This window comes from Marinimicrobium sp. C6131, assembly GCF_026153455.1.
GTDB lineage: Bacteria > Pseudomonadota > Gammaproteobacteria > Pseudomonadales > Cellvibrionaceae > Marinimicrobium.
Window position 1 is genome coordinate 319,524 of sequence record NZ_CP110629.1, and the last position, 25,353, is coordinate 344,876.

19 protein-coding genes are annotated in these 25,353 nt (G+C 59.8%); 16 read left to right on the forward strand and 3 right to left on the reverse strand.

The window, feature by feature from the left end:
* The first annotated feature begins 155 nt into the window (after positions 1 to 155).
* Entirely contained in the window at positions 156 to 1,025 is an 870-nt protein-coding gene (locus tag OOT55_RS01345; RefSeq protein WP_265367370.1) for a diguanylate cyclase, read from the forward strand.
* 83 nt (positions 1,026 to 1,108) lie between these two features.
* Here OOT55_RS01345 and OOT55_RS01350 read toward each other — a convergent pair whose 3' ends face one another.
* Entirely contained in the window at positions 1,109 to 3,688 is a 2,580-nt protein-coding gene (locus tag OOT55_RS01350; RefSeq protein ID WP_265367371.1) for a glycoside hydrolase family 9 protein, read from the reverse strand.
* 194 nt (positions 3,689 to 3,882) lie between these two features.
* Between OOT55_RS01350 and OOT55_RS01355 the strand changes: the two genes are divergently transcribed.
* Positions 3,883 to 6,531 carry a putative bifunctional diguanylate cyclase/phosphodiesterase gene (locus OOT55_RS01355; RefSeq protein ID WP_265367372.1) on the forward strand — a complete coding sequence of 883 codons (2,649 nt, stop codon included), beginning with the start codon at positions 3,883 to 3,885 and terminating at the stop codon, positions 6,529 to 6,531.
* An 8-nt stretch (positions 6,532 to 6,539) separates the two neighbouring features.
* Here OOT55_RS01355 and can read toward each other — a convergent pair whose 3' ends face one another.
* Positions 6,540 to 7,169 (reverse strand): carbonate dehydratase, encoded by a 630-nt coding sequence (can, locus tag OOT55_RS01360; protein WP_265367373.1) that lies wholly within the window; start codon positions 7,167 to 7,169, stop codon positions 6,540 to 6,542.
* Between the two features lie 101 nt (positions 7,170 to 7,270).
* Here can and sbcB point away from each other — a divergent pair, with 101 nt between their 5' ends.
* Positions 7,271 to 8,737: an exodeoxyribonuclease I gene (gene sbcB / locus OOT55_RS01365; protein ID WP_265367374.1), complete on the forward strand. Its 1,467-nt coding sequence runs from the start codon at positions 7,271 to 7,273 to the stop codon at positions 8,735 to 8,737.
* Here sbcB and OOT55_RS01370 read toward each other — a convergent pair.
* Positions 8,734 to 9,285 carry a YaeQ family protein gene (locus OOT55_RS01370; protein ID WP_265367375.1) on the reverse strand — a complete coding sequence of 184 codons (552 nt, stop codon included), beginning with the start codon at positions 9,283 to 9,285 and terminating at the stop codon, positions 8,734 to 8,736. The genes sbcB and OOT55_RS01370 overlap by 4 nt on opposite strands.
* Before the next feature lie 186 nt (positions 9,286 to 9,471).
* Here OOT55_RS01370 and OOT55_RS01375 point away from each other — a divergent pair, with 186 nt between their 5' ends.
* The 13 genes from OOT55_RS01375 (at position 9,472) to OOT55_RS01435 (ending at position 25,330) form a co-directional block, all read left to right on the forward strand.
* Positions 9,472 to 10,692 (forward strand): argininosuccinate synthase, encoded by a 1,221-nt coding sequence (locus OOT55_RS01375; RefSeq protein ID WP_265367376.1) that lies wholly within the window; start codon positions 9,472 to 9,474, stop codon positions 10,690 to 10,692.
* Between the two features lie 229 nt (positions 10,693 to 10,921).
* Positions 10,922 to 12,373 carry a cytochrome-c oxidase, cbb3-type subunit I gene (gene ccoN, locus OOT55_RS01380; protein ID WP_265367377.1) on the forward strand — a complete coding sequence of 484 codons (1,452 nt, stop codon included), beginning with the start codon at positions 10,922 to 10,924 and terminating at the stop codon, positions 12,371 to 12,373.
* Positions 12,374 to 12,384: 11 nt separating this feature from the next.
* Positions 12,385 to 12,996, forward strand: coding sequence for a cytochrome-c oxidase, cbb3-type subunit II (gene ccoO / locus OOT55_RS01385; protein WP_265367378.1), 612 nt, complete (start codon positions 12,385 to 12,387; stop codon positions 12,994 to 12,996).
* Between the two features lie 3 nt (positions 12,997 to 12,999).
* The gene (locus tag OOT55_RS01390; RefSeq protein ID WP_265367379.1) at positions 13,000 to 13,230 is read left to right on the forward strand and encodes a cbb3-type cytochrome oxidase subunit 3; all 231 of its coding nucleotides are present in this window, start codon (positions 13,000 to 13,002) and stop codon (positions 13,228 to 13,230) included.
* Positions 13,231 to 13,232: 2 nt separating this feature from the next.
* The gene (ccoP, locus tag OOT55_RS01395) at positions 13,233 to 14,141 is read left to right on the forward strand and encodes a cytochrome-c oxidase, cbb3-type subunit III (protein WP_265367380.1); all 909 of its coding nucleotides are present in this window, start codon (positions 13,233 to 13,235) and stop codon (positions 14,139 to 14,141) included.
* The gene (gene ccoG, locus OOT55_RS01400; RefSeq protein ID WP_265367381.1) at positions 14,125 to 15,543 is read left to right on the forward strand and encodes a cytochrome c oxidase accessory protein CcoG; all 1,419 of its coding nucleotides are present in this window, start codon (positions 14,125 to 14,127) and stop codon (positions 15,541 to 15,543) included. Before ccoP ends, ccoG begins: the two co-directional genes overlap by 17 nt.
* A gap of 26 nt (positions 15,544 to 15,569) precedes the next feature.
* Positions 15,570 to 16,103 carry a FixH family protein gene (locus tag OOT55_RS01405; protein ID WP_265367382.1) on the forward strand — a complete coding sequence of 178 codons (534 nt, stop codon included), beginning with the start codon at positions 15,570 to 15,572 and terminating at the stop codon, positions 16,101 to 16,103.
* A 30-nt stretch (positions 16,104 to 16,133) separates the two neighbouring features.
* Positions 16,134 to 18,566, forward strand: a complete 2,433-nt coding sequence (locus tag OOT55_RS01410; protein WP_265367383.1) for a heavy metal translocating P-type ATPase — start codon at positions 16,134 to 16,136, stop codon at positions 18,564 to 18,566.
* Position 18,567: 1 nt separating this feature from the next.
* Positions 18,568 to 18,792 (forward strand): cbb3-type cytochrome oxidase assembly protein CcoS, encoded by a 225-nt coding sequence (ccoS, locus tag OOT55_RS01415; protein WP_265367384.1) that lies wholly within the window; start codon positions 18,568 to 18,570, stop codon positions 18,790 to 18,792.
* Positions 18,789 to 19,514: a sulfite exporter TauE/SafE family protein gene (locus tag OOT55_RS01420; protein ID WP_265367385.1), complete on the forward strand. Its 726-nt coding sequence runs from the start codon at positions 18,789 to 18,791 to the stop codon at positions 19,512 to 19,514. Before ccoS ends, OOT55_RS01420 begins: the two co-directional genes overlap by 4 nt.
* 296 nt (positions 19,515 to 19,810) lie before the next feature.
* The gene (locus tag OOT55_RS01425) at positions 19,811 to 21,448 is read left to right on the forward strand and encodes a hypothetical protein (protein ID WP_265367386.1); all 1,638 of its coding nucleotides are present in this window, start codon (positions 19,811 to 19,813) and stop codon (positions 21,446 to 21,448) included.
* Between the two features lie 122 nt (positions 21,449 to 21,570).
* On the forward strand, positions 21,571 to 22,164 hold the full coding sequence (locus OOT55_RS01430; protein WP_265367387.1) for an OmpH family outer membrane protein: 594 nt from the start codon (positions 21,571 to 21,573) through the stop codon (positions 22,162 to 22,164).
* Between the two features lie 10 nt (positions 22,165 to 22,174).
* The gene (locus OOT55_RS01435) at positions 22,175 to 25,330 is read left to right on the forward strand and encodes an FG-GAP-like repeat-containing protein (protein WP_265367388.1); all 3,156 of its coding nucleotides are present in this window, start codon (positions 22,175 to 22,177) and stop codon (positions 25,328 to 25,330) included.
* The last annotated feature ends 23 nt before the right edge of the window (positions 25,331 to 25,353 follow it).

The following is a 25,353-nucleotide window of genomic DNA, read 5'->3' on the forward strand; positions in this document are numbered from 1 at the left end:
CGCCACTTTCCGGGACGGCGGAATTATAGGGGTTCCCCTGCTGATCGGCTTTGCACCGTGATAGTGCACACTTTTGCTCTTGTGTTGTAATATGTGCCACTCAGCCGGTGGCGAGAGCCGGTCCGTTCAATCATGGGGACCTCCGGAGGTCGGCTATGTGGCGAGTTGTGGGGCAAGTGGTCGGTGTGGCGGCACTCTGGGTGAGCCTTGCGGCGCCGTCTCAGGCTCGTGAGTTGCTGCATATGGTGTCCCGCGGTGATCACAATGCCCGCTACACTGAAACCATGATCCGTCTGGCTCTGGATAAAGCCGGTTACGCTTATACGCTGAACATCCACCCCGGTGACCTGACCGCCGCCCGGCAACAGCGGGATACCCGGGAAGGTCGCATCGACATCATGTGGTCGGCGACCTCCCGTGAGCTGGAAGAAACGTTGTTACCGGTCCGTATTCCGCTTTACAAGGGACTGATCGGGCACCGGATATTCATCACCCACCCCGACAATATCGAGCGACTGAACACCGTTGAAACACTCGACCAGTTGCGAGCGTTCAGTTACGGGCAGGGCGTTGATTGGCCCGACGCCCGGATTCTCAAAGACAACGGTTTTGATGTGCGCGAAGAGAGCTTCGACCGCCTGATAACAATGGTCCATGCCAAACGTTTTGAGATATTCCCCCGGGGTGTGCATGAACCCTGGAGTGAGGTGAGCAACCGGCCGGGACTCGAGCTGAGCATCGACGCCCGTATTATGTTGGTCTACCCAATGCCGTTTTACCTGTTTGTGACTCCCGAGCACCCGGAGCTGGCCCAGGCCCTTGAGCGGGGTTTGATGCGCGCCATTGAAGATGGCAGTTTTGATCGACTGTTTCGAAGCAGCCCCATGGTGCAGGCGGTCATCAACCGGGCAGGCGTAGGTCAGCGCAAGGTTTTCTTCCTGGAAAACCGGGCGCTTTCTGATCAGACGCCGCTCGAAGACCCGCGCCTGTGGGTGTCTCTGGAAGAGTTGGCGCCATCGTCTTGAACGGCGTTTCGGGAGGCGCCTCCCGAAACGGAAAACGCCGCGCGAGCGCGGCGTCTGATCAGGATAGCAAGGGGGGGGGGAGATCAGTCCGCAGCCGTTTCGGCATTGAGTAGCCGATCGGCCGCCAAAGCCAGGAACATGAAATTGCTGGCCCCGCCACCGAGTACATATTCCGATTGTTGCCAGAGGTAGGGAAACTCCTTCAACTCAGGGAAGTCCGGCTGGATCAGTGCTGTACCCACAATCACACCGCCGGGAATATAGCTGTAGTCCATGCGGTTCAGACCGTAGGCGGCCCGTTTGGATTTGGCGCCCACGCCGGTGGCATAGGACTGGGCATTGGCCCCGGGGTTGGTGCCCAGCACATAATGCAGAATGTTCAGCAGATACTCTTTACCGAATGCCTCGGGGAAGGCCTTGTGCAAAAAGTACTGGGCCACGCCTTCGTGCTGCAGGGTCCAGCCCCGTCCCCACAGCTGCATTTCAAAATCCAGACCGTAGGGCGTGGCGTTCATTTTCTGCTGCAGCTCCCGATGGTACTCGGCGGCGGCGTTGCGCATGGCGTCGGTTAGCGCCGGGTCGTCCAGTTCGTGAACCACCCGGGCCACCGCCCAGCCGATCTGACGGAACTGGTCCAGGATGTGGTCGCGATGGTTCAGCAGAAACGACCGGTATTCAGGTTTGCCTGTGGTGCGAAACAGCTCGACGGCGGCCCGGATCTGTTCATTGCGCTGTGCCGTACTCTCCACCGCTCGCTCAACGCGCCACAGGTCCTCGGCCGCGGCCAGGGTGCGCTCGGCCAGATCGTCGTCATAACCGCGCATCGGACCGACGCTGGCCGCGATGTTGGCGATGGCGTCGAATTCCCGGGCGGGATTCTCCTCAGTGAAGACCCACCGGTCATCAGGTAGCCCCGAGTGGGTGGCGGTGCGCTCCTGTCGGCCCAGTGTCTTGTCGTAGATCAGGTTGTCGGTCTGGCCGGAGAAGTCCCCACCCATGACGTATTGCGTGAGGGTGGGCACAATAATGCCCCGGTACAGGCGGCCGAGCGCTTCGTAGCCGCCCACAACGGTCAGCAGGCCGTGCTCAATCTGCTGCAGAATGTCTGGCAGTCCGTCGGGCTCGCGCAGTTCGGTCAGGCGCAGTTCCTGATTGATGAGCGTGTTGTCATGCTGAATACCAAATTCGTCGTAGGCGGCACTCAGAATAAAGACTTCACCGGATTGCGACTCGATACGGAAATCTTCATCCCCCGCGTCGTACCAGCCACCGCGGGTCAGCCCCGGGACATGCTCGCCGGGGGCAAAGTCCGTCAGCGTGCTGCTGCCCTGGACATAGCCGTCAAAGTGGTTGATATCCGTTGGTGCCATCAGGGCGTCGTCCCGGTGGCTGTCATCGTGCCAGAGCTTGTATTTTTCCTTGACCCGCATATGGCCCATCTGTATCGGCAGGAAGTACTCCAGGGTGGGCTGCCAGACGTTCTGGTCGTACACATTGCGGGCGATGCGGAACGGGTGGCTGCGGGTTTCGCCGAGTGCCAGCTGATACAACCCCTCCTCCTGCACTGAGGAGAAATCGAACTGGTAGTAGCGGTAACGCAGAAAATCGCCCCACAGGGTGGGGGTCTGAGCGATGACTTCACGGGCGCCATTGGCATCCAATTGCAGCAACCGCACGGGGTCACCCAGTGGCGCGTCCGGATCGGTTTCAATCACGGCCACTTTTTCCTGCTGGGGGTGATAGCCCACCATGGAGTGCTGGATGACCGGCTCGCGGACCCAGCCATCCACCACGTTGGGGGTGATTCGCCAGGACACAGCATTGGTGGTGGCTCCCGCCTCTATTGGGCTGCGCAGGGTGAACCAGCCGTTCTGGTGCTGAACCCGGCCATCGAGCAGTTGCAGCTCCCCCTTCAGGCTCTCGATTTGCAGCCGCATCCGCTCGGATTCGGGGGCAACGGTCAGGGTCTGGCCGCTGGCCAGTGGGGCGGGCTGAGCGCGATGGTGATCGAGTGGGAGCAGACCGGCGCGCTCACCGTCGGACACAATCTTTGGGTTGGGCGTTGAATCGGCCGGGACGCTAACCGCATAGGGCTGGCGCGGGAAAATACCGGTGGCGTCGTCCATGATCCAGCTTTTTCCAAACAGGTCGGCGGGGTAGAGCTCCAACTGAAAGCCCACCTTTCCGGCCCACTCCTCGGGAAGCGGCGACTTGAGATCGACCTGAACCCGAAGGTCGTCTCCCTCGGCGCGAACCCGCAGGTCGTACTCCAACTCCAGGTCCGGGTAGTCGAGCGGATTGAAGCCGGTGCGATGTTGGCGCTCATCCGGGTATTTCAGCGTCGCCACGATTTCGCCTTTTTCCCGGTCCACCGTGCGATTCAGCAGGCGGGGCACCGGGGACCACTGCCCCGGGGTGAGCTCCAGACGCAGGTCGCCATTGGACGCCAGGCGGTTGTCGTGACTGACCAGAATCAGTCCGCTCTGCCGACTCTCGGGCGAGGTGTCCTGGAACACCATAAGGCCGACGCCCTGTTGTTCGAAGTAACCCTGGTCATTGAGTTCGAAGCCGCGCTGGGACGGTGCCGGGGTGTCTGAGGAATTGCCGCAGCCGCTGAGCGCCGTGCTCAGGGCCAGACCGAATAGAATCTGCCGGGCATGCATGGGAATGGGTCTCCGGTTATTGGAATTATGAGTGCTTGGGAATAGTGTAGTTGTCATTGCGAACATAAGGCAGCTTTGGCGCGCAAGTCAACCCGGCCCGCTCCGTGACTGGCCCCCAGAGCACGTGTCACTTGCTAAGTTGGCGTATTTCGCTAATATCCCCGTCACTACCAGCGATGTATCCAGGGGGTTGAGTGAAGTCAGACGTTTCGGCAGAAGAAGTATTCCGGCAGTTGGCTGACAGTCTGGCTCTCAACGACTCGCCCGATTTTTTTCTGAACCTCTCTCAGCGTTTGACCGAGCTCCTGGGTGTCGATCACGCCCTGATCGCGGAAGTCTTTCCCGACCTCGCGCAGGCGCGTACTCTCGCTGTCTGGTCTCATGGTCGGGCCATTGAGAACTTTACTTACGATCTGGCGGGCAGCCCCTGTGAAACGGTGATTGGGACCAGTGCCTGCGTTTACCCCGCCGGTGTGTGCACCCGCTTTCCCGAAGATGAACTGTTGCAGAAGATGGGAGTGGAAGGTTATTTCGGGTTTCCCATGACCGCCCGGGATGGCCGGGCTCTGGGGTTGATTGCCCTGATGAGCGACCAGCCCCTGGTGCTACCTGGCGTCGCCGAGGAAGTGCTGCGTATCGCTGCCGCACAGACCGGGGCGGAGCTGGGGCGACGCAGAGCCGAAGAGTCACTGCAGGAGAGCGAGCGGAGGCTGCACACTCTGATGAATCACCTGCCTGGTATGGCTTACCGCTGCCGTAACGACGCCGACTGGACCATGGAGTTCGTCAGTCAGGGGGCGCGCGAGCTGACCGGTTACCCACCGGAAGCGTTGATTGAGAGCAAGCTGATTGCTTTCGCCCAGCTCGTTCACCCGGCCGACCGGGCCAGGGTGGATGCCGAGGTTCAGGCATGCGTTACCGCGGGCAAGCCGTACCGGGTGATTTACCGGCTGATCAATGCCCAGGGTGATGTCCGATGGATGTGGGAACAGGGGCAGGGAGTGTTAAGTCCGGATCGCGGCGAGGTCCTATTGGAAGGGTTTATTTCCGATATTACCGAACAGCATGAGTCCGAGCGGGTCCAGGAAGCCGTGGTGCAAACGGCAATGGCTATTACCAGTCGATTGGGTGCAGACTTTTTTCAACAGTTGGTTCTTCACCTGACGCGGGCTCTGGACGCCGATATCGGGTTTGTCGCGACGCTTCAGGGCCAAGATCAGATGGAAACCCTGGCGAGGGTGGTGGCGGGTCAGCCGGTGGAGAATGTTCAGTACCACCTGAAAGGTTCTCACTGTGCGGAGGTGCTGTCCGAGGGTGAGAGTGTCGGCTGTTTCGAACCTCCGATACCCATTCCCCATCCGGGTGGCGGCGAACCCTTGGTGGCCCGAAGTTATGTGGGACGGCGCCTGGACAGTGCCAAAGGCGAGCCCATAGGCACCCTGATGGTGATCTACAGTCACTCCGCGCCGGATCTTAACCTGGCGACGTCCGTGCTTCGAATTCTGGCGGCGGGGGCGGCTGGGGAGCTGGAGCGTCAAACCAATGATCGGCGGATTTACCAACTGGCCTACGTCGACGGAACCACCACTCTGCCCAACCGCATTCATTTCATGGAGCGCCTCGGTAGTGCGTTGCTGCACGCTGAGCAAGCGGGTGAGTCCCTCGGTCTGGTGTTTCTCGACCTCAAGCGCTTCAAGGAAATCAACGATGTCCTGGGACACGATACGGGCGACCAACTGCTGGCAGCGGTGGCCCGTCGTCTGGAGCAGGTCTGCCGTGTCGATGAGTTTCTGGCGCGCCTGTCCGGAGATGAATTCGCCCTGTTGGTCCCCAATCTGGGCGTCGATGGCTTGCCGGCGGTGATTGATCGTTGCCACCAGAGTCTGGCCCGGCCGGTGTATGCCGCAGGTCGTGAGTTCTCTCTGGATGTAAACATAGGCGCGGCCTGCTATCCGGTCGATGCAATGACCGCAGCCGACCTGTTCCAGTGCGCCAGTGTGGCCATGCATGAGGCCAAGCGCAGTGGCGGCAATGCCTGTATTTTCGATGTGTCTATCGCGGAGGCTCTCAATCGTCGCCGGGCGTTGGCCGAACGCTTTGCCCGTGCCCTGGTGGAAGATCGCCTGAGTTTGCATTATCAGCCGCAGGTCGACCTGGTGACCGGTGCCCTGGTGGGAGCGGAAGTGCTCTGCCGTTGGAAGGACGATCATTGGGGGTGGGTGAACCCGGCGGAGTTTATCCCGCTGGCCGAGGAGCGCGGCCTGATCAATGACCTGGGGCAATGGGTGCTCCGCTCTGCGAGTCGGCAGTGGGTCGTCTGGCAGAAGCGGGGTTTGCTTTTCCCGGGGCGGCTGTCCGTGAATATCTCTGCACTGCAATTCACCGATCTTGCGCTGGCCGATGAGATCCGGGGCTTGGCGGCGCCGGTCCCCCCCGAGGCGATTGGTCTGGAGTTGACCGAGAGTGGCTTTATGCGTGACCCAGAACTTGCGGTTGAAATCACTGAACGTTTACGTCAGGCCGGCTTTGGCCTGTCGATTGATGATTTTGGCACGGGCTACTCGTCGCTGAGTTATTTGCGCCGTTTTGCGGCCGACACGCTCAAAATCGACATGTCCTTTGTGAGTGACATGCTCGACAATCAGAGTGACTATACGATCGTGACCACGATTGTCGCCATGGCGCATAGTCTGGGCATGATGACGGTGGCCGAGGGGGTGGAAACTCAGGCTCAGGCGGAGGCCCTTACCCGGCTCGGGTGCGATCGGGCTCAGGGTTTTCTTTACGACCGCCCTCTGGACAGCCAGCGTTTCACCGAGCGCTGGCTGATGCAGGCCGAATAGGCGCGGGTTCAGATCATCCGGTAGCGCTCGTCAACCTGATCGATGCCGGTGATCGGTTTCATCAGGTTGCGCAGGATGCCGTCTTCAATACTGTAGATCCAGCCGTGAACGGTCAGTTCCTGACCGCGCTTCCAGGCATTCTGGACGATGTTGGTGTGGGAGACATTGGCCACCTGTTCCATGACATTCAGCTCGCACATCCGATCAAGACGTTGGGTATCGTCGGCAATTTCATCCATCGCGTCCTGATGTTTCAGGTACACCTCGCGGATATTGCGTACCCAGTAATCCAGCAGGCCATACTGTTGGTTGGCCAGCGCTGCTTTGACGCCACCACAACCGTAATGGCCGGTGACCATAATGTGTTTGACCTTCAGGTATTCAACGGCAAACTGCATGACCGAAAGGCAGTTCAGGTCGGTCTGAATCACCAGATTGGCGACATTGCGGTGGACGAACAGTTCCCCCGGCATCAGGCCGACGATTTCGTTGGCCGGTACCCGGCTGTCCGCGCAGCCGATCCAGAGATATTCCGGTGCCTGCTGCTTGGACAGGGTGGCAAAAAACTGCGGGTCTTCCGCCTTGATCTGGTCCGCCCAGGCACGGTTGTTCTGAAAAAGCGCTTCGAGTTCGGGCATGCAGCCTCCTTTACGGTCGTTCGGCGGATTATAGCAGCCGGTAGGCCTGAACGGTGCCGGGTGGTAGAGTGTGGATGAATTCTGGTGTGAGGAGCCTGGCGGTGAGTGAGTCCAAAACCCTGTATTGGCACGATTATGAAACCTGGGGCGAGGTTCCCGCCCAGGATCGTCCCAGCCAGTTTGCCGGCGTTCGCACCGATGAGCACCTGAACATCATCGGCGACCCGCTGATGCTCTACTGTCGGCCGGTGGCTGATTGCCTGCCCAAGCCGGAGGCCTGCCTGGTCACGGGCATCACGCCTCAAATGGCGCTGGAAAAAGGTGTTCCCGAACCGGAGTTCATTGCCACCATCATGGCCGAGCTGGGCCAGCCCGGCACCTGTGGTGTGGGTTACAATTCGATCCGCTTTGATGACGAGGTCACCCGCTATACCCTGTACCGCAACTTTTACGACCCCTACGAACGCGAGTGGCGCAACGGCAACTCGCGCTGGGACCTGATTGATGTAGTCCGCATGACCCGGGCACTGCGCCCCGAGGGAATTGAGTGGCCGGATTACGATGACGGTAAACCCTGCTTCAAACTGGAGAGGCTGACCGAGGCCAACGGCCTGGATCACGCCTCCGCCCACGATGCACTCTCGGATGTTTACGCCACCATTGCCATGGCCCGTCTGGTCCGGGACCGGCAGCCCAGGTTGTACGACCACGCCTACCGTCTGAGGGACAAACGGTTCGCCGCCGGGTTTATTGACATCGACGGTCATCGACCGCTACTGCACATTTCCGGCATGTACCCCGCCGAGCGGGGCAATGCCGCGCTGGTGCTCCCGCTGGCGTTGCACCCGGCGAACAAAAACAGTGTGCTGGTGTTCGACCTGTCGGAATCGCCCGAGGATCTGTTGTCGGCCTCTGAAGATTCCCTGCGTGAGCGGTTGTTTACCCGCTCAGAGGACCTGCCGGAAGACACGCGGCGACCAGCGCTCAAAGAAGTACACCTGAACAAGACGCCAATGATTGCCCCGGCAAACACGCTGGATGATCGCACCGCCCGGCGGCTTGGCATCGACAAGGCGCAGGCGGAGGCCCATTGGCGGCAACTGGCTGATCTGACCCTCAGTGAACAGCAACAGCTGCGGGCCAAGCTGCAGGCCATCTACCGGACCCCGGGCTTCGAGCCGCGCACCGACCCCGACCAGCAGCTGTACGAGGGCTTTTTTGATGATCATGACAAAAAACTGATGACCGAGATTCGCCGCACTCAGCCTGAAGGGCTGGCCCGTGCCAACTTTGATTTTCACGATAAGCGCCTGCCGGAGCTGTTGTTCCGGTACCGGGGGCGACATTTCCCGGACAGTCTCTCGATCGAGGAGCGTCGGCGGTGGCGCGACTTCTGCCACCGGCGCCTGACCGACCCGGCCGCCGGCGCCGGGCTGACCTGGGACCAGTTGCGGGAGCGGTTGGCGGCATTACGTGCCGGGGGCGTGGACGCGGAGCAGGAGCAGATACTGGCATCGCTGGAGACTTACGCGCGCGATCAACTGGCAGCCGTGGCGCAAGGCGTCTAACCCTCGGCTTCCTTGAGCCACTCAAGTTGCAGCGCAACGCTGCCCGTCTCGCTGGACACCCAGATGTCCTGCTCGCTGATGTTGAACTGCAGGGTCATGGTGCGTTCGACCAGCCCGGCGAGCTGCTGCAGGGCGTCATCCGGCAGGGCCCGGATGCTGAGGTTCCGGTAGCGTGACAAGGCTTTCTGCTGTTGCTGCCACCAGACCCGGACACTGTTGCTGCCATAGGCGAACACCTGCACCTGCCTGGCGCGATTGCAGGCCTTGCGCAGCCATTTCTCATCCGGTGTGCCGAACGCCACCCACAGCTCGATGTCACCGACCAGATTTCGGCGGGACAGCTCCGGCTCCTCATCGTCCGAGCTCAGGCTGCTGGAAAAGGTGAGTGTGTCTGACGCATTGAGGGCGAAGGCCAGCAGGCGGACCATCAGACGCTGGTCATTTTCCGACGGGTGCCGGGCCAGAGTCAGGGCGTGGCTGTGATAGTAGTGCCGGTTCATGTCGGCAATCTCAAGGCGTGCCTTGATGACGGTTGCATTGGTGGCCATGGGGCTCTCACTGTCCGGGCGCGGGATTAGACCCGAAAGTGTACACGCTTCCCGGTTCAAATGCGGTGAAATCGCGGTAAGGGCTATGGGATTTCAGCGCGATCACGGGTACAATATGCGCCGCTTTGAGGCCGTCCCCAGGGCGTGAAACCTCCATGAAGTACTGATTCTCAGCGGGAGCACACTATGTCATCCATCAAGAAAGTGGTGTTGGCCTACTCCGGTGGCCTGGACACCTCGGTCATCGTCAAGTGGCTGCAGGAAACCTACAACTGTGAAGTGGTGACCTTCACCGCCGATATCGGCCAGGGTGAAGAAGTGGAGCCCGCGCGGGCCAAGGCCCAGGCGCTGGGCGTGAAGGAAATCTACATCGACGATCTGCGCGAGGAATACGTGCGCGACTTCGTCTTCCCGATGTTCCGCGCCAACGCCATTTACGAGGGCGAGTACCTGCTGGGTACCTCCATTGCCCGGCCGCTGATCTCCAAGCGCCTGATCGAAATCGCCAATGAGACCGGTGCTGATGCCATCTCCCACGGCGCCACCGGTAAGGGTAACGATCAGGTGCGCTTCGAGCTGGGCGCCTACGCCCTCAAGCCCGGCGTCAAGGTCATCGCCCCCTGGCGCGAGTGGGACCTGAACTCCCGCGACAAGCTGATGGCGTACTGCGAAGAGCACAATATTCCCGTGGACTTCTCCAAGGGCAAGAAAAAGTCGCCTTACTCCATGGATGCCAACCTGCTGCACATTTCCTACGAGGGCGGCGTGTTGGAAGACCCCTGGACCGAAGCCGAGGAAGATATGTGGCGCTGGAGCGTCTCCCCGGAAGCGGCCCCGGATCAGCCCACCTATATTGACCTGACTTACGAGAAGGGCGATATTGTGGCCATTGATGGCGAGCGCCTGTCGCCCGCCACGGTTCTGGAGCGTCTGAACAAGGTGGCCGGTGACAATGGTATCGGTCGTCTGGATATCGTCGAGAACCGTTACGTGGGGATGAAGTCCCGTGGTTGCTACGAAACTCCCGGTGGCACCGTCATGCTCAAGGCCCACCGCGCCATCGAATCCATCACTCTGGACCGCGAGGTGGCCCACCTGAAAGATGAGCTGATGCCCAAGTATGCCGAATTGATCTACAACGGCTACTGGTGGAGCCCAGAGCGTCAGGTGCTGCAGACCGCCATCGACCAGACTCAGGAGCATGTCAACGGTGATGTTCGGCTCAAACTGTATAAAGGCGGCGTACACGTCGTGGGGCGTCGCTCGGCAGATAGCCTGTTTGACGAAAAAGTTGCCACGTTTGAAGACGATGCCGGCGCTTACGACCAGAAAGATGCCGAGGGCTTTATCAAACTGAATGCCCTGCGTATGCGAATCGCCGCCAACAAAGGCCGTAAACTGCGTTAATTTGCCGGTGCCATTGCCCCGGAGCGCCCCGCTCAGCGGGGCAACCCACCATTAATAACAATTCCACAGACACTGACGAACCGTGTTTTTTTGACTGAGGTCAAGAAGGCTGGCTGTGCTTTGGGCGACAATGCCCGCGCCAAACGCCTGCCCGAGTTATCGGCTCGGTGCCAGCGTGCGTATACGCAGGGTGGAATAACGATTTGATCTGCAATAATGGGAAAGACCTATGAGTAGTAATCTGACAGCGGCCGGGGATCATCCGGTGTACGACTACAAGGTCGTGCGTCAGTTCTCCATCATGACGATTGTCTGGGGCATCGTCGGCATGGGAGTTGGCGTATTGATCGCAGCGCAACTGGTGTGGCCGGCACTGAATGATCTGGTGCAACCGTTCACTCATTTCGGCCGGTTGCGGCCCTTACACACCAATGCGGTCATTTTTGCATTTGGTGGCTGCGCCCTGATGGCGACCTCCTATTATGTGGTCCAACGGACCTGTCAGGTTCCCTTGTTCGGAGGCTGGTTGGTGCCCTTCACGTTCTGGGGCTGGCAGGCGGTCATCGTTCTGGCCGCTATCACCCTGCCCATGGGCTTGACCAGTTCCAAAGAGTATGCCGAACTGGAGTGGCCGATTGATATTCTGATTGCCGTGGTGTGGATCAGCTACGCCGTTGTGTTCTTCGGCACCATTGCCAAGCGTAAAACGTCTCACATCTACGTGGCGAACTGGTTCTACGGTGGCTTCATTCTGACGGTCGCGGTGTTGCATGTCGTCAACAGCGCCGCCATCCCCGTGGCCTGGTTCAAGTCCTACTCGGCGTACGCCGGCGCAGCGGATGCCATGATCCAGTGGTGGTACGGCCACAACGCGGTCGGTTTCTTTCTGACGGCGGGCTTCCTCGGCATGATGTATTACTTCGTGCCCAAGCAGGCCAATCGACCCATTTACTCCTACCAGCTGTCCATCGTGCATTTCTGGGCGTTGATTTCCGTCTACATCTGGGCGGGTTCGCACCATCTGCATTACTCGGCGCTGCCGGATTGGGCCCAGAGCCTGGGCATGGTGATGTCCCTGATTCTGTTGGCGCCGAGCTGGGGCGGTATGATCAACGGTATCATGACGCTGTCCGGTGCCTGGCACAAACTGCGCACTGACCCGACCCTGCGCTTCCTGGTGGTATCGCTGTCCTTCTATGGCATGTCCACCTTTGAAGGGCCGATGATGTCCATCAAAACCGTGAATGCCCTGTCGCACAATACCGACTGGACCATTGGCCATGTGCACTCTGGTGCTCTTGGCTGGGTGGCCATGATTTCCATCGGTGCCATTTACCACCTGCTGCCGATTCTGTTTGGCAAGAAAGAAATGTATAGCGTCAAGTGGATCAACATTCACTTCTGGCTGGCGACCATTGGCACGGTGCTCTACATCGCCTCCATGTGGGTCAACGGCATCATGCAGGGCCTCATGTGGCGAGCGTTTAATGCCGACGGCACTCTGACCTACAGTTTTATCGAATCGGTGATTGCCAGCTACCCGGGGTACTTCGTACGCTTCATGGGGGGTGCAATTTTCCTGTCGGGTATGGTGCTGATGGCCTACAACGCCTGGCGCACTGCGGCGAGCTCGACCTCTGTGGCGGGTGAAGACAACCTGACTCAGCCTCAAGCGGTTTAAGGGAGCGGTTCATGAAATATCACGATATTGTTGAAAAAAATATTGGCTTAATGACCGTACTGATGGTTGTTGCCATCAGCTTCGGTGGTCTGGTTCAGATTGTGCCGCAATTCTTCCTCAAGGAAACCACAGAGCCGGTGGCCGGGCTGAAGCCGCTGGCGCCGCTGGAGCTCGAGGGACGGGATATCTATATCCGCGAAGGCTGTCACGTCTGCCATACCCAGATGGTGCGTCCCCTGCGCGCCGAAGTGGAGCGCTATGGACACTACTCGGTGGCCGGCGAGCATGTCTACGAGCACCCCTTCCTGTGGGGGTCCAAGCGGACTGGTCCGGATCTCGCGCGGGTTGGCGGCCGTTACTCCGACGATTGGCACAAGGCCCATCTGTACAATCCGCGTACCGTGGTACCCGAGTCCAATATGCCGGCCTTCCCCTGGCTGTATGACAACAAGCTGACCGGCGAGCACACCGAAGCGAAGATGCGCGGATTGCGCAAAGTGGGTGTGCCCTATACCGACGAAGATATTGAAGGTGCCGGCGAAGCGGTCAAGGGCGTTACCGAAATGGACGCCCTGGTGGCCTACCTGCAGCAGTTGGGTACCTTGCTGACCGAGAAACGGTGATTTATGGATCAGGGTACTTTGGGCGCAATTTCAACGGTTCTGGTAACGATCGCCTTTGTAGGCATTTGTTGGTGGGCCTTCTCGCCGCGTCGTAAAAAGCGATTTGATGACGCGGCCAACTTGCCCTTTGCCGATGAAGACCAGAACAAACAAGCTTCGGAGTCGCCCGACTCTGACGAACAGAATGAACAGGCGGATCATCACGCCGGTGATGAGACTGACAGGCGGAACTGATTATGAGCACATTTTGGAGCCTTTGGATTATTGTCCTCACCCTCACCAACCTGGCGTTGCTGTTGTGGGTATTGCTTGCCAATCGCAAGGTTGCGGTGCGGGACGACGAAGATCCGGAAAACCGGACCACCGGACACGTGTATGATGGTATCGAAGAATACGACAACCCGCTGCCTCGCTGGTGGTTCAAGATGTTTATCGCAACCTTCATCTTTGCGGGCGTTTATCTGATTCTTTACCCCGGTCTTGGCAGTTTCCCGGGCGTGCTGGGTTGGACCCAGGAAAAAGAGCTGCGCGGTCATCAGCAGCAGGCTCAGGCACGTTTTTCCGAGCAGTTCGGTGAATATGCGCAAACGCCGATTGAAGAGCTCGCTCGCGACCCTCAGGCCATGAAGATGGGACTGCGCCTGTTCGCCAACAATTGCGCCGTCTGTCATGGCTCGGATGGCGGTGGCAACTGGGGCTTCCCGAACCTGACCGACGATGCCTGGCAGTGGGGCGGAGAGCCAGAGCGTATCAAGCAGACCCTGGTGCAAGGTCGCAAGGCGGCCATGCCGGCCTGGAGCGGCAGCCTGGGTGAGCAGGGTATTGCCGAAGTGACCGAATACGTCCTGAGCATGGGCGAGCGCGAGCATGATGCCGAGCTGGCGGCGGCCGGTGAACAGAAATTCATGCGTAATTGCGCCGCCTGTCACGGTGCCGATGGCACCGGCAATATCAACCTGGGCGCACCCAACCTGACCGATGATGTCTGGCTGTACGGCGGAGAGCCGAGTGATATTCGCCAGACCCTGCGGGTCGGTCGTAACGGGGTGATGCCCGCTCAGGGCGAACTGCTCAAGGATGACCGGATTCATATTCTGGCCGCCTACGTTTACAGCCTGTCAATGAACTATGACGAAGAAGAGTAAGCAAGCGGAACAGGATCAGGATACAGGGATACGCTATGTAAACCTCTATGAGGCCGACGACAAGGTATATATGCGGCGCATAACCGGCTTCTACCAGAAGCTGCGCCGCTATACCGGTATGCCGTTGTTGGCCGCCTACCTGTTGATGCCCTGGTTGGTCATCGACGGTCGCCCCGCCATGCTGTTCGATCTGCCCGAGCGGCGCTTTCACGTGCTGTGGCTCAGCTTTGGGCCGCAGGACGGTATGTTTCTCGCCTGGCTGTTGATCATTGCCGCCTTCATGCTGTTTACCGTCACGGTCCTCGTCGGTCGTGTCTGGTGCGGCTTTACATGCCCGCAAACGGTCTGGACCCAGATGTTCATCTGGGCGGAATTTCTGTGCGAAGGCGATCGCAATAAACGGATGAAACTGGATGCGCGTCCCTGGGGGCCGGAAAAGGTGGTCCGAAAAGGAGCCAAACACGGGATCTGGCTACTGATTGCGCTGGTTACGGCACTTACCTTTGTAGGCTACTTTGTGCCCATACGGGAGTTATTGGTGGGGTTGGCTACCATCGATGTTCATCCCGCCGCGGCTTTTTGGGTTTTCTTTTTTACGGCCGCCACCTACATGAATGCCGGCTTTTTACGTGAGCAGGTGTGTAAGTACATGTGCCCCTACGCCCGCTTTCAATCGGTGATGTACGACAAAGACACCCTGACGGTGTTTTACAACTACGTTCGCGGCGAACCGAGAGGGCCACGCAAGCCCACCGACGACCCCGGGGAGAAAGGGCTGGGCGATTGCATCGACTGCTCCTGGTGTGTTCAGGTATGCCCCGTGGACATTGATATTCGCGATGGTCTGCAGGCCGACTGCATCGACTGCGGTCTGTGCGTGGACGCCTGTAATCAGGTGATGGATCGCATGGATTACCCGCGCGGTCTGATCAGTTTCACCACCGAGGATGCCATTGAAAAAGGCCACACCAAAGTGTTCCGCCCCCGGCTCCTGGGTTACGGTGCGGTCTTGTTGGTCATGCTCAGCGTGTTCACTTATGCGCTGAGTGCCCGTCTGCCCGTTGGCCTGGATGTGTTGCGCGACCGGGGAATGCGGATGTACCGGATCAGTGGTCCCGACGTGGAAAACGTCTATACCCTGAAAATCAACAACAAGGATCGCGACACGCACATCTACGATCTCTCCGTCAGTGGTGATTACCCGTTTGAGCTGGAAGGTTATCGGCCCTTGCCCGTGAGCGAAGGGGAAGTATTGACCTTGCCAGTGCGGGTGGTTGTGCCCAGAGAGGCGCTGGATACCGTGAAAACCTCGGTGACTCTGCGAGTCGAGGCGCGGGAAAACCCGGAGATTTATACCGAACACACCACCACGTTTATTGGCCCGGCACTACGCGACCAGTAGTGTCCACCTCAACGCTAAGGTTGACTATGACCGACAATACCCCCGAAGCCCCCTGGTATCGACAGCCCTGGTTCTGGTTTGTCATGTCACCACTGATCGTTGTGGTCTGCGTGTCCCTGAGTTTTGTGACCGTTTCCGTGTTTCATGCAGACGATCGGGTGGTGGATAATTACTACAAGCAGGGACGTTCCATCAACCAGAGTTTTGAACAGGAAGCCCGGGCTCGGGCCTTGAACCTCAAGGCCGACGTGGAGTTTGATCCGGTTACCGGGGAAATTCTGTTGAACCTGACGGGCAATGGTACCTTGCCGAATGTGCTGCACCTGTTGATTGGGCACCCGGTCAATGCGGACCAGGATCAACGCGTGTTGCTACAGAAGGTTCGGGATGGCCGATATCGCGGAGATCTTACCCGCGCACTCAGTCATCGTCGTTACCTGACACTTCTGCCGGAGCATGACGCTACCCAGATGCGCTCCGCTGAGTGGTTGCTGCGTGGCGAAATTCATTTTGATCAACGCAACCGGATTGAGCTTCGGCCGAGCGATCGTTCGCCGTAACGCTCTTTTCGTCCACCCCGAGTCGTATCCATGAGCGAGAGTCCCTGCTTTCACTGCGGCCTGCCCGTGCCCGAAGCGACAGACTTTACCGTGACCATCAACGGTGAGCGTCAGCCCATGTGCTGCCCCGGTTGCCAGGCAGTGGCGACGGCGATTGTGGATGGGGGGCTGGAACGGTTTTACCGGTACCGCTCGGAAGCCAGTGAACGACCGGATGAAACGGCGGCCGTCGCCGCGGAGTGGCAGCTTTACGATAACGAAGCGTTACAAGCGGATTTCGTCAGCGCCGGGGAGGGCAGTGAGCGCCGCGCCCAACTGCTGCTCGAGGGGATGACCTGCGCGGCCTGCAGTTGGCTGATTGAAACCCACCTCAAGCGCAGCCCTGCGGTCCGGCAGCTATCGGTCGATGTCACCTCGCACCGTTGCACCCTCACCTGGAATGCCGATCAGCAGCCGTTGAGTGAATTGATGGCCGAGCTGGCGCGCATTGGTTATCGCCCCCGCCCGGCCACCGACGAGGCTCATCGTGCCCTGGCGCAACAGGAAAACCGTCAGGCCCTGCTGCGCCTGGGGGTGGCCGGGTTTGGCATGATGCAGGCGGGCATGGTGGCGGTGGGCATGTACACCGGCGCCGTGGATGAGTGGAAACTGTTTCTGCGTTGGCTCAGTTTCCTGGTGGCCACGCCGGTGGTCTGGTTTTCGGCGGCGCCGTTTTTTCAGGCCGCCTGGCGCAGCCTCAAGGCCCGGCAACTGATCATGGATGTGCCGGTGGCGCTGGCCATCGGGCTGGCCTATGGCGCCAGTGCCTGGGCCACCATCACCGGGCGAGGGGATGTCTACTTTGAATCCATCGCCATGTTCACCTTTTTTCTGCTTGTGGGGCGCTACCTGGAGATGCGCACCCGGCATCGAAACCGCCTGGCCTACGGCAATCTGGCGCAGCTGATGCCGCTCAGCGCCCGGCGACTCGAACAGGGTAAAGAGGTGTCGGTGCCGGTCAAAACTCTGGTGCTCGGAGACCGTGTCAGGGTGAAAAGCGGGGAAACCTTTCCCTGTGACGGACGGGTGATTCACGGACACAGCGATGTGATTGAAGCACTGCTGACCGGGGAGTCCCGGCCAGTGCCCAAAGGTCCGGGAGACCGGGTCGTTGGCGGTACCCTCAACGGTGAAAGCGATCTCGAGCTGGAAGTCACGGCGGTGGGCGGTGATACCCAGCTCTCCGCCATCGAACGACTGGTGGTCCAGGCGGAGGCCGAAAAACCCCGGCAGGTGGCACTGGCGGACACCGTGGCCCGCTACTTTGTGGCCGCTGTACTGATGGTGTTTGCGCTGGTCTGGGGGGCCTGGATGGTGATCGACCCGCAACGCGCCTTCTGGGTCGCGCTCTCGGTGTTGGTGGTCACTTGTCCCTGTGCGCTGGCTCTGGCCATGCCCACGGCGTTGACGGCCGCGACGGCCAACTTGCGGCGGCGGGGCTTTTTGATCGCGCGCGGCCATGTTCTGGAGACCCTGGCCAGCGTGGACCGGGTAATTCTGGACAAAACCGGCACTCTGACTCTGGGGCAGTTCTCGTTGCAGTCGCTGGTGAATGTGTCCCGGGGTGACGAGCACCGGCCCGACGAGTACTGGTTGGGTGTTGCCGGCGCGCTTGAGGCGCCAGCGAGACACCCGCTGGCAATAGCGTTTCGTCCCTGGTTCGACCGCTACCGGGCGCGGGATACCCGCCAGTTCACGGCGGCCGGGGTTGAGGGCAAGGTGGAGGGCGAGCGCTATCGGCTCGGTAATGCCTTGTTCGCCGGCGCGCTCTACGGGGCGACCGAGGTGCCTGCGGCCCCGGATGACGAGACATTGTGGTTGCTGCTGAGTAATACTCGCGGACCGATTGCCTGGTTCTCACTGGAAGATCAACTGCGTCCCGGCGCTCAGACGCTGGTGTCGACGCTGCGCGCCCGGGGCTTGGCCGTTGAATTGCTCAGTGGCGACTCATCGGGCGCAGTGGCCCGCCTGGCCGATACGCTGGGAATTGATACCTATACCGCGGGAGCTCGCCCGGAGGACAAGTTACGGCGACTGCAGCAGGCTCAGGCGCGAGGGGAAAAGGTGATGATGGTGGGCGACGGGATCAACGACGTTCCGGTGCTTTCCTCCGCGGATGTGTCCGTGGCCATGGCTTCCGCATCGGACCTGGCCCAGACTCGGGCCGATGCCGTGTTCCTGCATCCGGATCTGAGCGTGTTGGCGGGCATTTTCAGCCTGGCTCAGCGCACCCGGCGGGTGATCCGGCAGAACTTGCTGCTCTCTCTCGGTTACAATGTGGTGGCTCTGCCCCTGGCCGCTGTCGGCCTGGTGCCGCCCTGGCTGGCCGCCATCGGCATGACCAGCAGCTCCCTGGTGGTGGTGTTCAATGCACTGCGCCTGCACCGGGCGCCCGCTGAGCCCAGCCCTCACACAGGAGGTTGATGTGGAGAGTCTGTTTCTATTGGTCCCCATTGCGCTGATTTTTGTCGCCATTGCCCTGAAGGTGTTTTTCTGGGCGATCAAAAGCGGCCAGTACGACAACCTGGATACCGAAGCGCACCGGATTCTGTTTGACGATGATGAGCCCATCGATGCGTCGCGGTCTGCCTCAGACGCCAAACGCCGATCCCCGGAGTCCGATGACCCGACCAACGGGCACACCTCATGATGGGTGCCGAGGTATCGGTTTGGGGAGCCTGGCTGGCGGCCTGGATGCTGGGGTTGTTCAGCAGCGCCCACTGTGTGGGCATGTGTGGTGGTATCATGGGCGCGCTGTCCGCCGCGATTCCGGCCGAGGCTCGGGGGCATCGCTGGCGACTTCTGTTCGCTTACAACGTCGGGCGCATCACCAGTTACACCCTGATGGGCCTCTTGGCCGGGTTGCTTGCCGGCGGCCTCACACCACTTGACCCAGTGTTGCGGTTGGTCGCCGGGCTCCTGCTGATTGCCATGGGCCTGTACCTGGCGGGCTGGTGGCGTGGTTTGACCTGGTTGGAGCGGGGCGGCGCGGTGGTGTGGCGTCGCCTGCAACCGCTGGGCAAGTCACTGCTTCCGGTCCGGCGACCGCGCCAGGCGCTGCTACTGGGTGCGCTGTGGGGTTGGTTACCCTGTGGCCTGGTGTACACCGCCCTGGCCTATGCGCTTGCTCAAGGCAATCTGTGGGTGAGCGGTGGGACCATGTTGGCGTTCGGCCTGGGCACCTTGCCCGCGGTGTTGGCCGCGGGCGTGATGGCGCTGCAACTGACCCGCCTGTTGCAGCGGCGGGGACTGCGGATATTCATGGCCCTGGCCATCATTCTGTTCGGGCTTTGGACCCTGTGGCCCGCGGTCGGTGGTGGCCACGCGGCCTCATCTGGTACCCCTTCTTCCCACCATTCTCATCACCACTGAGCGCAGCGCGCAACCTGCGCGGTTTTTTGCGGTCCAACCCGGTAAGTTCAGGCTCCGTTCCTGTCCGGTCAGTTTATCCGTGACGCTGCGGTTTCTTCCGGTATATGATGGGGCCTCATGTGTAATGGATGCCTCGGGCGGCATCCCGGTGGGCGAGAATTATAATTGTTGTGAAAAGATGGATGCCAGGTTGTCACCGTTTCTCATTTGAGCCGGGCCGCGCCGCCCCCAGTCTTCATCGGCTGACGTGGTTGCTGTGCTGTCTCTGTCTACCCGGTCTCGCGCAGGGGGAGCCGGTGAGCACCGAGTCAGTGCAGGGAGAGGGCGGCCAGGCCTGCGAACACTATCAGTATGAGTATCGGGATCTGGCCGAGCAGCGCGAGAGTCGCCTGGTATTCGATGCCTTTGCGGGGCATGAAGGCAAGACCATTCGCCGAATCGACTATGTCAGTCGCTCGATTTTTGATGAGTCGGACCCCGCCGAGAACAACTGGCTGTACCGTGGTTTCAACCGCCTGCATATCAACACCCGGGAACCGATTATCGCCAGCCAGTTGCTGTTTGACGAGGGCGACTCGTTGCGTGAGCGGCTGGTCGCCGAGTCCGAGCGGATCCTGCGCAGCCGCAATTACCTGACCAGTGCCTACATTGTCCCCGATGTGGTCTGTCCGGATTACATTGACCTGATGGTCATTACTCGCGACTCCTGGGTCACCGAGCCGGAGCTGACCTTCAAGCACGAGGGAGGAGAAACCGAGTCCGGGATTGGTCTGAAAGACGGCAACTTTCTGGGGACGGGCGATGCGATTGCGCTACGCTACTCTCAGGATATTGAGCGCTCCAGTGTCGGGTATGAGTACCGCACCGATCACTTCATGCAGACCCGCCTCGCCACCCGCCTGTACTACGCCCAGAAGAGCGACGGTGAGGACAAAGCCTTCAGTCTTGAGCGTCCGTTCTACTCGCTGGAAACACCATGGGCGGCCGGTGGCTTTACGGAGGATGTCGCCGAAGTTCGGACCATTCGTGAGGGGGGCGATGATATCAACGAATTTCGGCACCGCACCCGCGACAGTGAGCTTTACTTCGGGCTGGCGGCCCGGGCCGATGAGCGGTTTACCCGGCGCTGGCGCCTGGGTATCACCCGTGAAGAAGATATCTTCAGCGCCACGGATGAGACGGTGTTGGGGGTTCCCGACAATCGCAAGGGCAATTATGGCTGGGTGGGGCTGGAAGTGATTGAAAACCGGTTTGCCACTTACAAGAACCTCAATCAGATCCAGCGCACAGAAGACGTCGCCATGGGCGTCAACTACCGGATGAGGGTAGGCTACGGAGGTACCCGGCTTGGAAACGCCCGGGACCTGATTCGTTACCAGGCGTCATACAGTAATGTCATCGGTGTGGGTGAACACCACATTCTTCGTCTGCAGGGCGATGTGGACGGCCGCCACTACAAAGGCCCGAACCCCATCGACAGCGGGGTGCTCGGGCTTGAGGTCAACTACAACTGGTTTCGTGATGACCAGAACCGTTGGTACTTGAACCTGCGCTATGACATTGGCGAGAATCTTGAACAGTTTGAGCAACTGACACTGGGAGGCGCCAATGGTCTGCGTGGCTATCCGGTGGATTATCAGCGCGGTAATCGTCGCTATCTTCTGAATATCGAGCGCCGTTATTTTTCCGATCTGCACCTGTTTAACATCGTCCGCATGGGCGCGGTGGCGTTCTTTGATGCCGGACGGACCTGGGGAGGGCAGATTGACAACGAGCCCAACCCACACCTGTCCAACGTGGGAATTGGCCTACGATTCAGCTCCAGTAAAACCAAAGTGGGCAACGTTCTGCACATCGATTTTGCCGCGCCGCTGGCCGAGCGAGGGGGGCTGGACAGCACGCAGGTGCTGATCAAGGCCGAGGGAGCGTTCTGAAGCCTTTCCCGGGACTGCCACGGTTCTGTCTTTTTATTGAAAACAGTGTGAATTAAGTGTAACCTCTGTTTCTAAGACCACTTTCTCAGGGTGGTTTTTGATATTCAGCAGAGTTAATAATAATGGATCATTCGCAACTGTTTCTGTCAGAAGCCGGCATGTTGCTCGGCGCCTCCAGGTCGTTCAGGGCCCGCTGTTTCGGTGTTGCCGCCCTGTTGTTCTGCACCTGCTCGCGGGCCGACCCCGCGATTGCCGTGGTTGACCTCACCGATGCCGTATTTGCGACCAATGTGGCTGTCGCCCGAATGGAGGCGCTGCGCGACAGTCCGACCTACCAGCAGTACCAGTCCGCCCTTGAAGGGGCCGAAGCCGATCTTCAGAACCTCGAGCGCCGAGCGCAGGCACCCGGGCTGAGCGCACAGCAGCGGGAGATGGTGCATGATCGGGCAGAACACATCCAGCAGGAAATGATCGACACGGGGCGCGCTCTCGAACGATGGTTGCAGGCACAGAAACAGGCCATCTTCGAGGAATTGTCTCCGCTGGCCCGAACGGCGCTGGACGAACTTGCCCGCGAGCGTCAACTGGATCTGATTATCGCCGAGGACGCGATCATTTACGCTCAGGGGCGGTGGGTGTTGACGCCGTCGTTGACTGAGAGAGTTGATCTGCACACGGCGCCCAACGGCGCTACGCCTGAGCTTTCTGACGAGTAGGGTCCGAGTTATGCCTAAAGCCTATCTGTTGTGGGGCCTGGTAGGGGTCAGTGTACTTTGCCAAGCACAATCTTCGGTTGAACTGATTGACTCCGAACCCGGAGCTGAACCTCAGGTCGAGGCTTCGGCGGAGGCGCTGCCAAAGGAACCGGAGCAGGTGCTCAAGGTGCTCAGGCAGCGGGTCGATGCACTGGGGCTCAGTGAGGAGCCAGCGCCGGTGGCAGGCTCGACGGCCTCCGAGGGCGCTCTGTTTGAGCTGGGTAAACAGTTGTTTTTCAGTCAGTCTCTGAGTGAACAACGGGATGTCGCCTGCGCGTCCTGTCACCACCCCTTGCTGGGTGGTGGGGATGGTTTGTCGCTGCCGGTGGGTGTCGATGCCATTGATCCGCAACTGATTGGGCCGGGCCGGGTTCACAATGGTAATCGGGCCCGGGACCCGCTGGCCGATGGGGGCCCGAATGTTCCCCGCAACTCACCGACCACCTTCAATTTGCATGTTTATCAGCGGCGGCTGTTCTGGGATGGGCGGGTTGAGGTGGCGGACTATCACAACACCGGAGACGGACAATCGGTGCCCATCCGCACTCCTGACAGTCTGCGCAATTTGCCGGATCCTCACGCCGGCAATGATTTGGCGGCCGCCCAGGCGATGTTTCCCCTGACATCCGCCAATGAAATGTTCGGTCGTGACGCCGACAAGGTATTGAGCAACCAGGACAAGCGTCGAATCCTTGAGCGGCGTTTGCAAGGCCTGGAGGCAGGGACGGACACCGGGGCGGAAGATGGCAGCCCCTGGCTGCCACTTTTTCAGACAGCCTTTGATGACCCCCGAGAGAACCCCGAGCAAGTGGTGACCATGGAGCGGGTCGGTTTGGCGCAAGCCCACTATCAACGCTCACAAGTGTTTCTTGATAATCCCTGGTTCAGATTTCTCGATGGCGATGACGGCGCCATTTCCGAAGACGCGCGCCTCGGTGCCTTGCTGTTCTATACGCCGCTGAGTGAGGGTGGTTATGGATGCAGTCAGTGCCATGCCGGGCGTCGCTTTACCGACGAGTCGTTTCACAACCTCGCGGTCCCCCAGTTTGGACGCGGTAAGGATCGTCACGGATTTGATCTGGGGCGAATGCTCGAGAGCTCTCACCCCGATGACCGATACGCGTTTCGTACGCCCTCGTTGCTGAACGTCTCGGTAACCGGCCCTTGGGGGCACACCGGCGCCTTTCTTACCCTGAGCCAGGCGATCCGCCATCATATGGATGTGGAAACCTCGGTGCTCGCCTATGACTACAGCCTGCAGAGCAATCCGCAGTTCAAGGGTATTCCAACCGACCGGGAGCGCTACCGGAATCGCTCCCTGGAGGCACTGGAGCAGGCCAGGGACAGTGGCAGTTGGAAGTACCTGTCTCACCGTCGTTTTGACCCGGTGCATGCCCGGTATCTCGAAGCTTTTCTGGAGACCCTGACCGATCCCTGTACCACGGACCCCGAGTGTCTGGCACGCTGGCTGCCCGACGCCGATGATGATGGCCCGGATGGCGAGCGGCTATATGCCCGCACCGGATCGTTCGTTGGGCAGCCCGTGACTTTCCAGCCCGCGTTGCCGTCCTCTGTGCAGACGGCGACGCGGGACGAGCCTGAGCCGATGCGGGAACCCTGGTTTGTGGATGCGACCGTAATGACGGGACTGGATTATTCACTGCCGGTCGTGGGTAATGGCGACGAGCAACACCGGGTCTCGGGTGGGATAGCGGTGGGTGACTACGATGGCGACGGCTGGGATGATCTGTTTATCAGTCATTCTGTGTTGCCCGGAAAACTGTATCGCAACCAGGGTGATGGCACCTTTGAAGAAACGACCGAGCTTGCCATCGGTACATTGCGCAGTCAGCAGTTCGGTGCACTCTTTTTTGACTATGATCAGAATGGACACCGGGATCTCCTGCTCGTAGAGGACAACCGTCACGATGATTTCCTGAGAGTCTATCAGAACCAGGGAGACGGCTTTTTTCTGCCGGATCCTTTCAAAGCCGGTATCGGATTCAATCGTTTTACGCACAGTCTTTCCGCCGGTGACTTCGACCGGGACGGTCGGATTGATCTGTACGCGGCGCACTGGGGGTTCACGGCCGGTGCGGACAACAGTGGGTATTTATGGCGCAATAAGGGCGAAGGTCAGTTCGCGGATGCCAGTGATCTGTTGCCTCCCACCCGGGAGTCTCCCCAGACGGGGAAGCTCGGGCTCGTATTTACCGCCGCGTTTACGGATCTCAACAACAATGGCTGGCCGGATCTGTTACTGGCTGGAGATTTTCTGACCAGTCAGGTGCTGATCAACGAGTCGGGCGCAGGGTTTGTCGATCGGACTGATGCGGTGATTTCGGATGAGAACGGCATGGGAATGGCGGTTGGAGACTACGACAATGATGGCGACCTTGACTGGTTTGTGACGTCGATATGGAACCCTCTTGAGCACAAGGCTTACGTTGGAGGAGAGTCCGGCAACAGACTTTATCGGAATGATGGCCAGGGGCGCTTTGATGACGCCACCGACAAGGCGGGTGTGCGCCCCGGATTCTGGGGGTGGGGTGCCTGTTTTGCTGACTTCAACAATGACGGTTGGCTGGATATTTTCCACACCAACGGCATGACCAGTAAAAATGTCGCCAATGAAGCCATCTTTGCCCAGTTCATCCACGACCCCAGCCTGCTGTATATCAACAATGGTGACGGCACGTTCACGGAGCGGGCACTGGAGGTCGGGCTGAATCATACACGGCAGGGGCGTGGCGTCAGCTGTTTTGATTACGACCGCGACGGTAAAGTGGATATTTTTATCAGTCACAGTGGTGAACCCGTGACTGTATTTCGCAACGTCGCCCAGACGGGGCATCACTTCTTCACCGTGAGGCTTCGTGGTGGGCCGGACAACCTGGACGGTATCGGGGCCAAGGTCCATGTGCGCAGCGGCCAGTTGTCACAAGTGAGAGAGATCCGATTGGGGTCCAATTATCTGTCTAACGATCCGCTGGTGGCCCATTTCGGGCTGGGCGAGAGCCAACAAATCGACGAATTGAGAGTTGTCTGGCCGGACGGAACAGAGCAACGGTTGGGGGCGCTCGATGTGGATCAATATCTGGTTGTAGAAAAGCCCGGTTCGTTGTGAGGTGACATGAGAAGGGGCGCCGT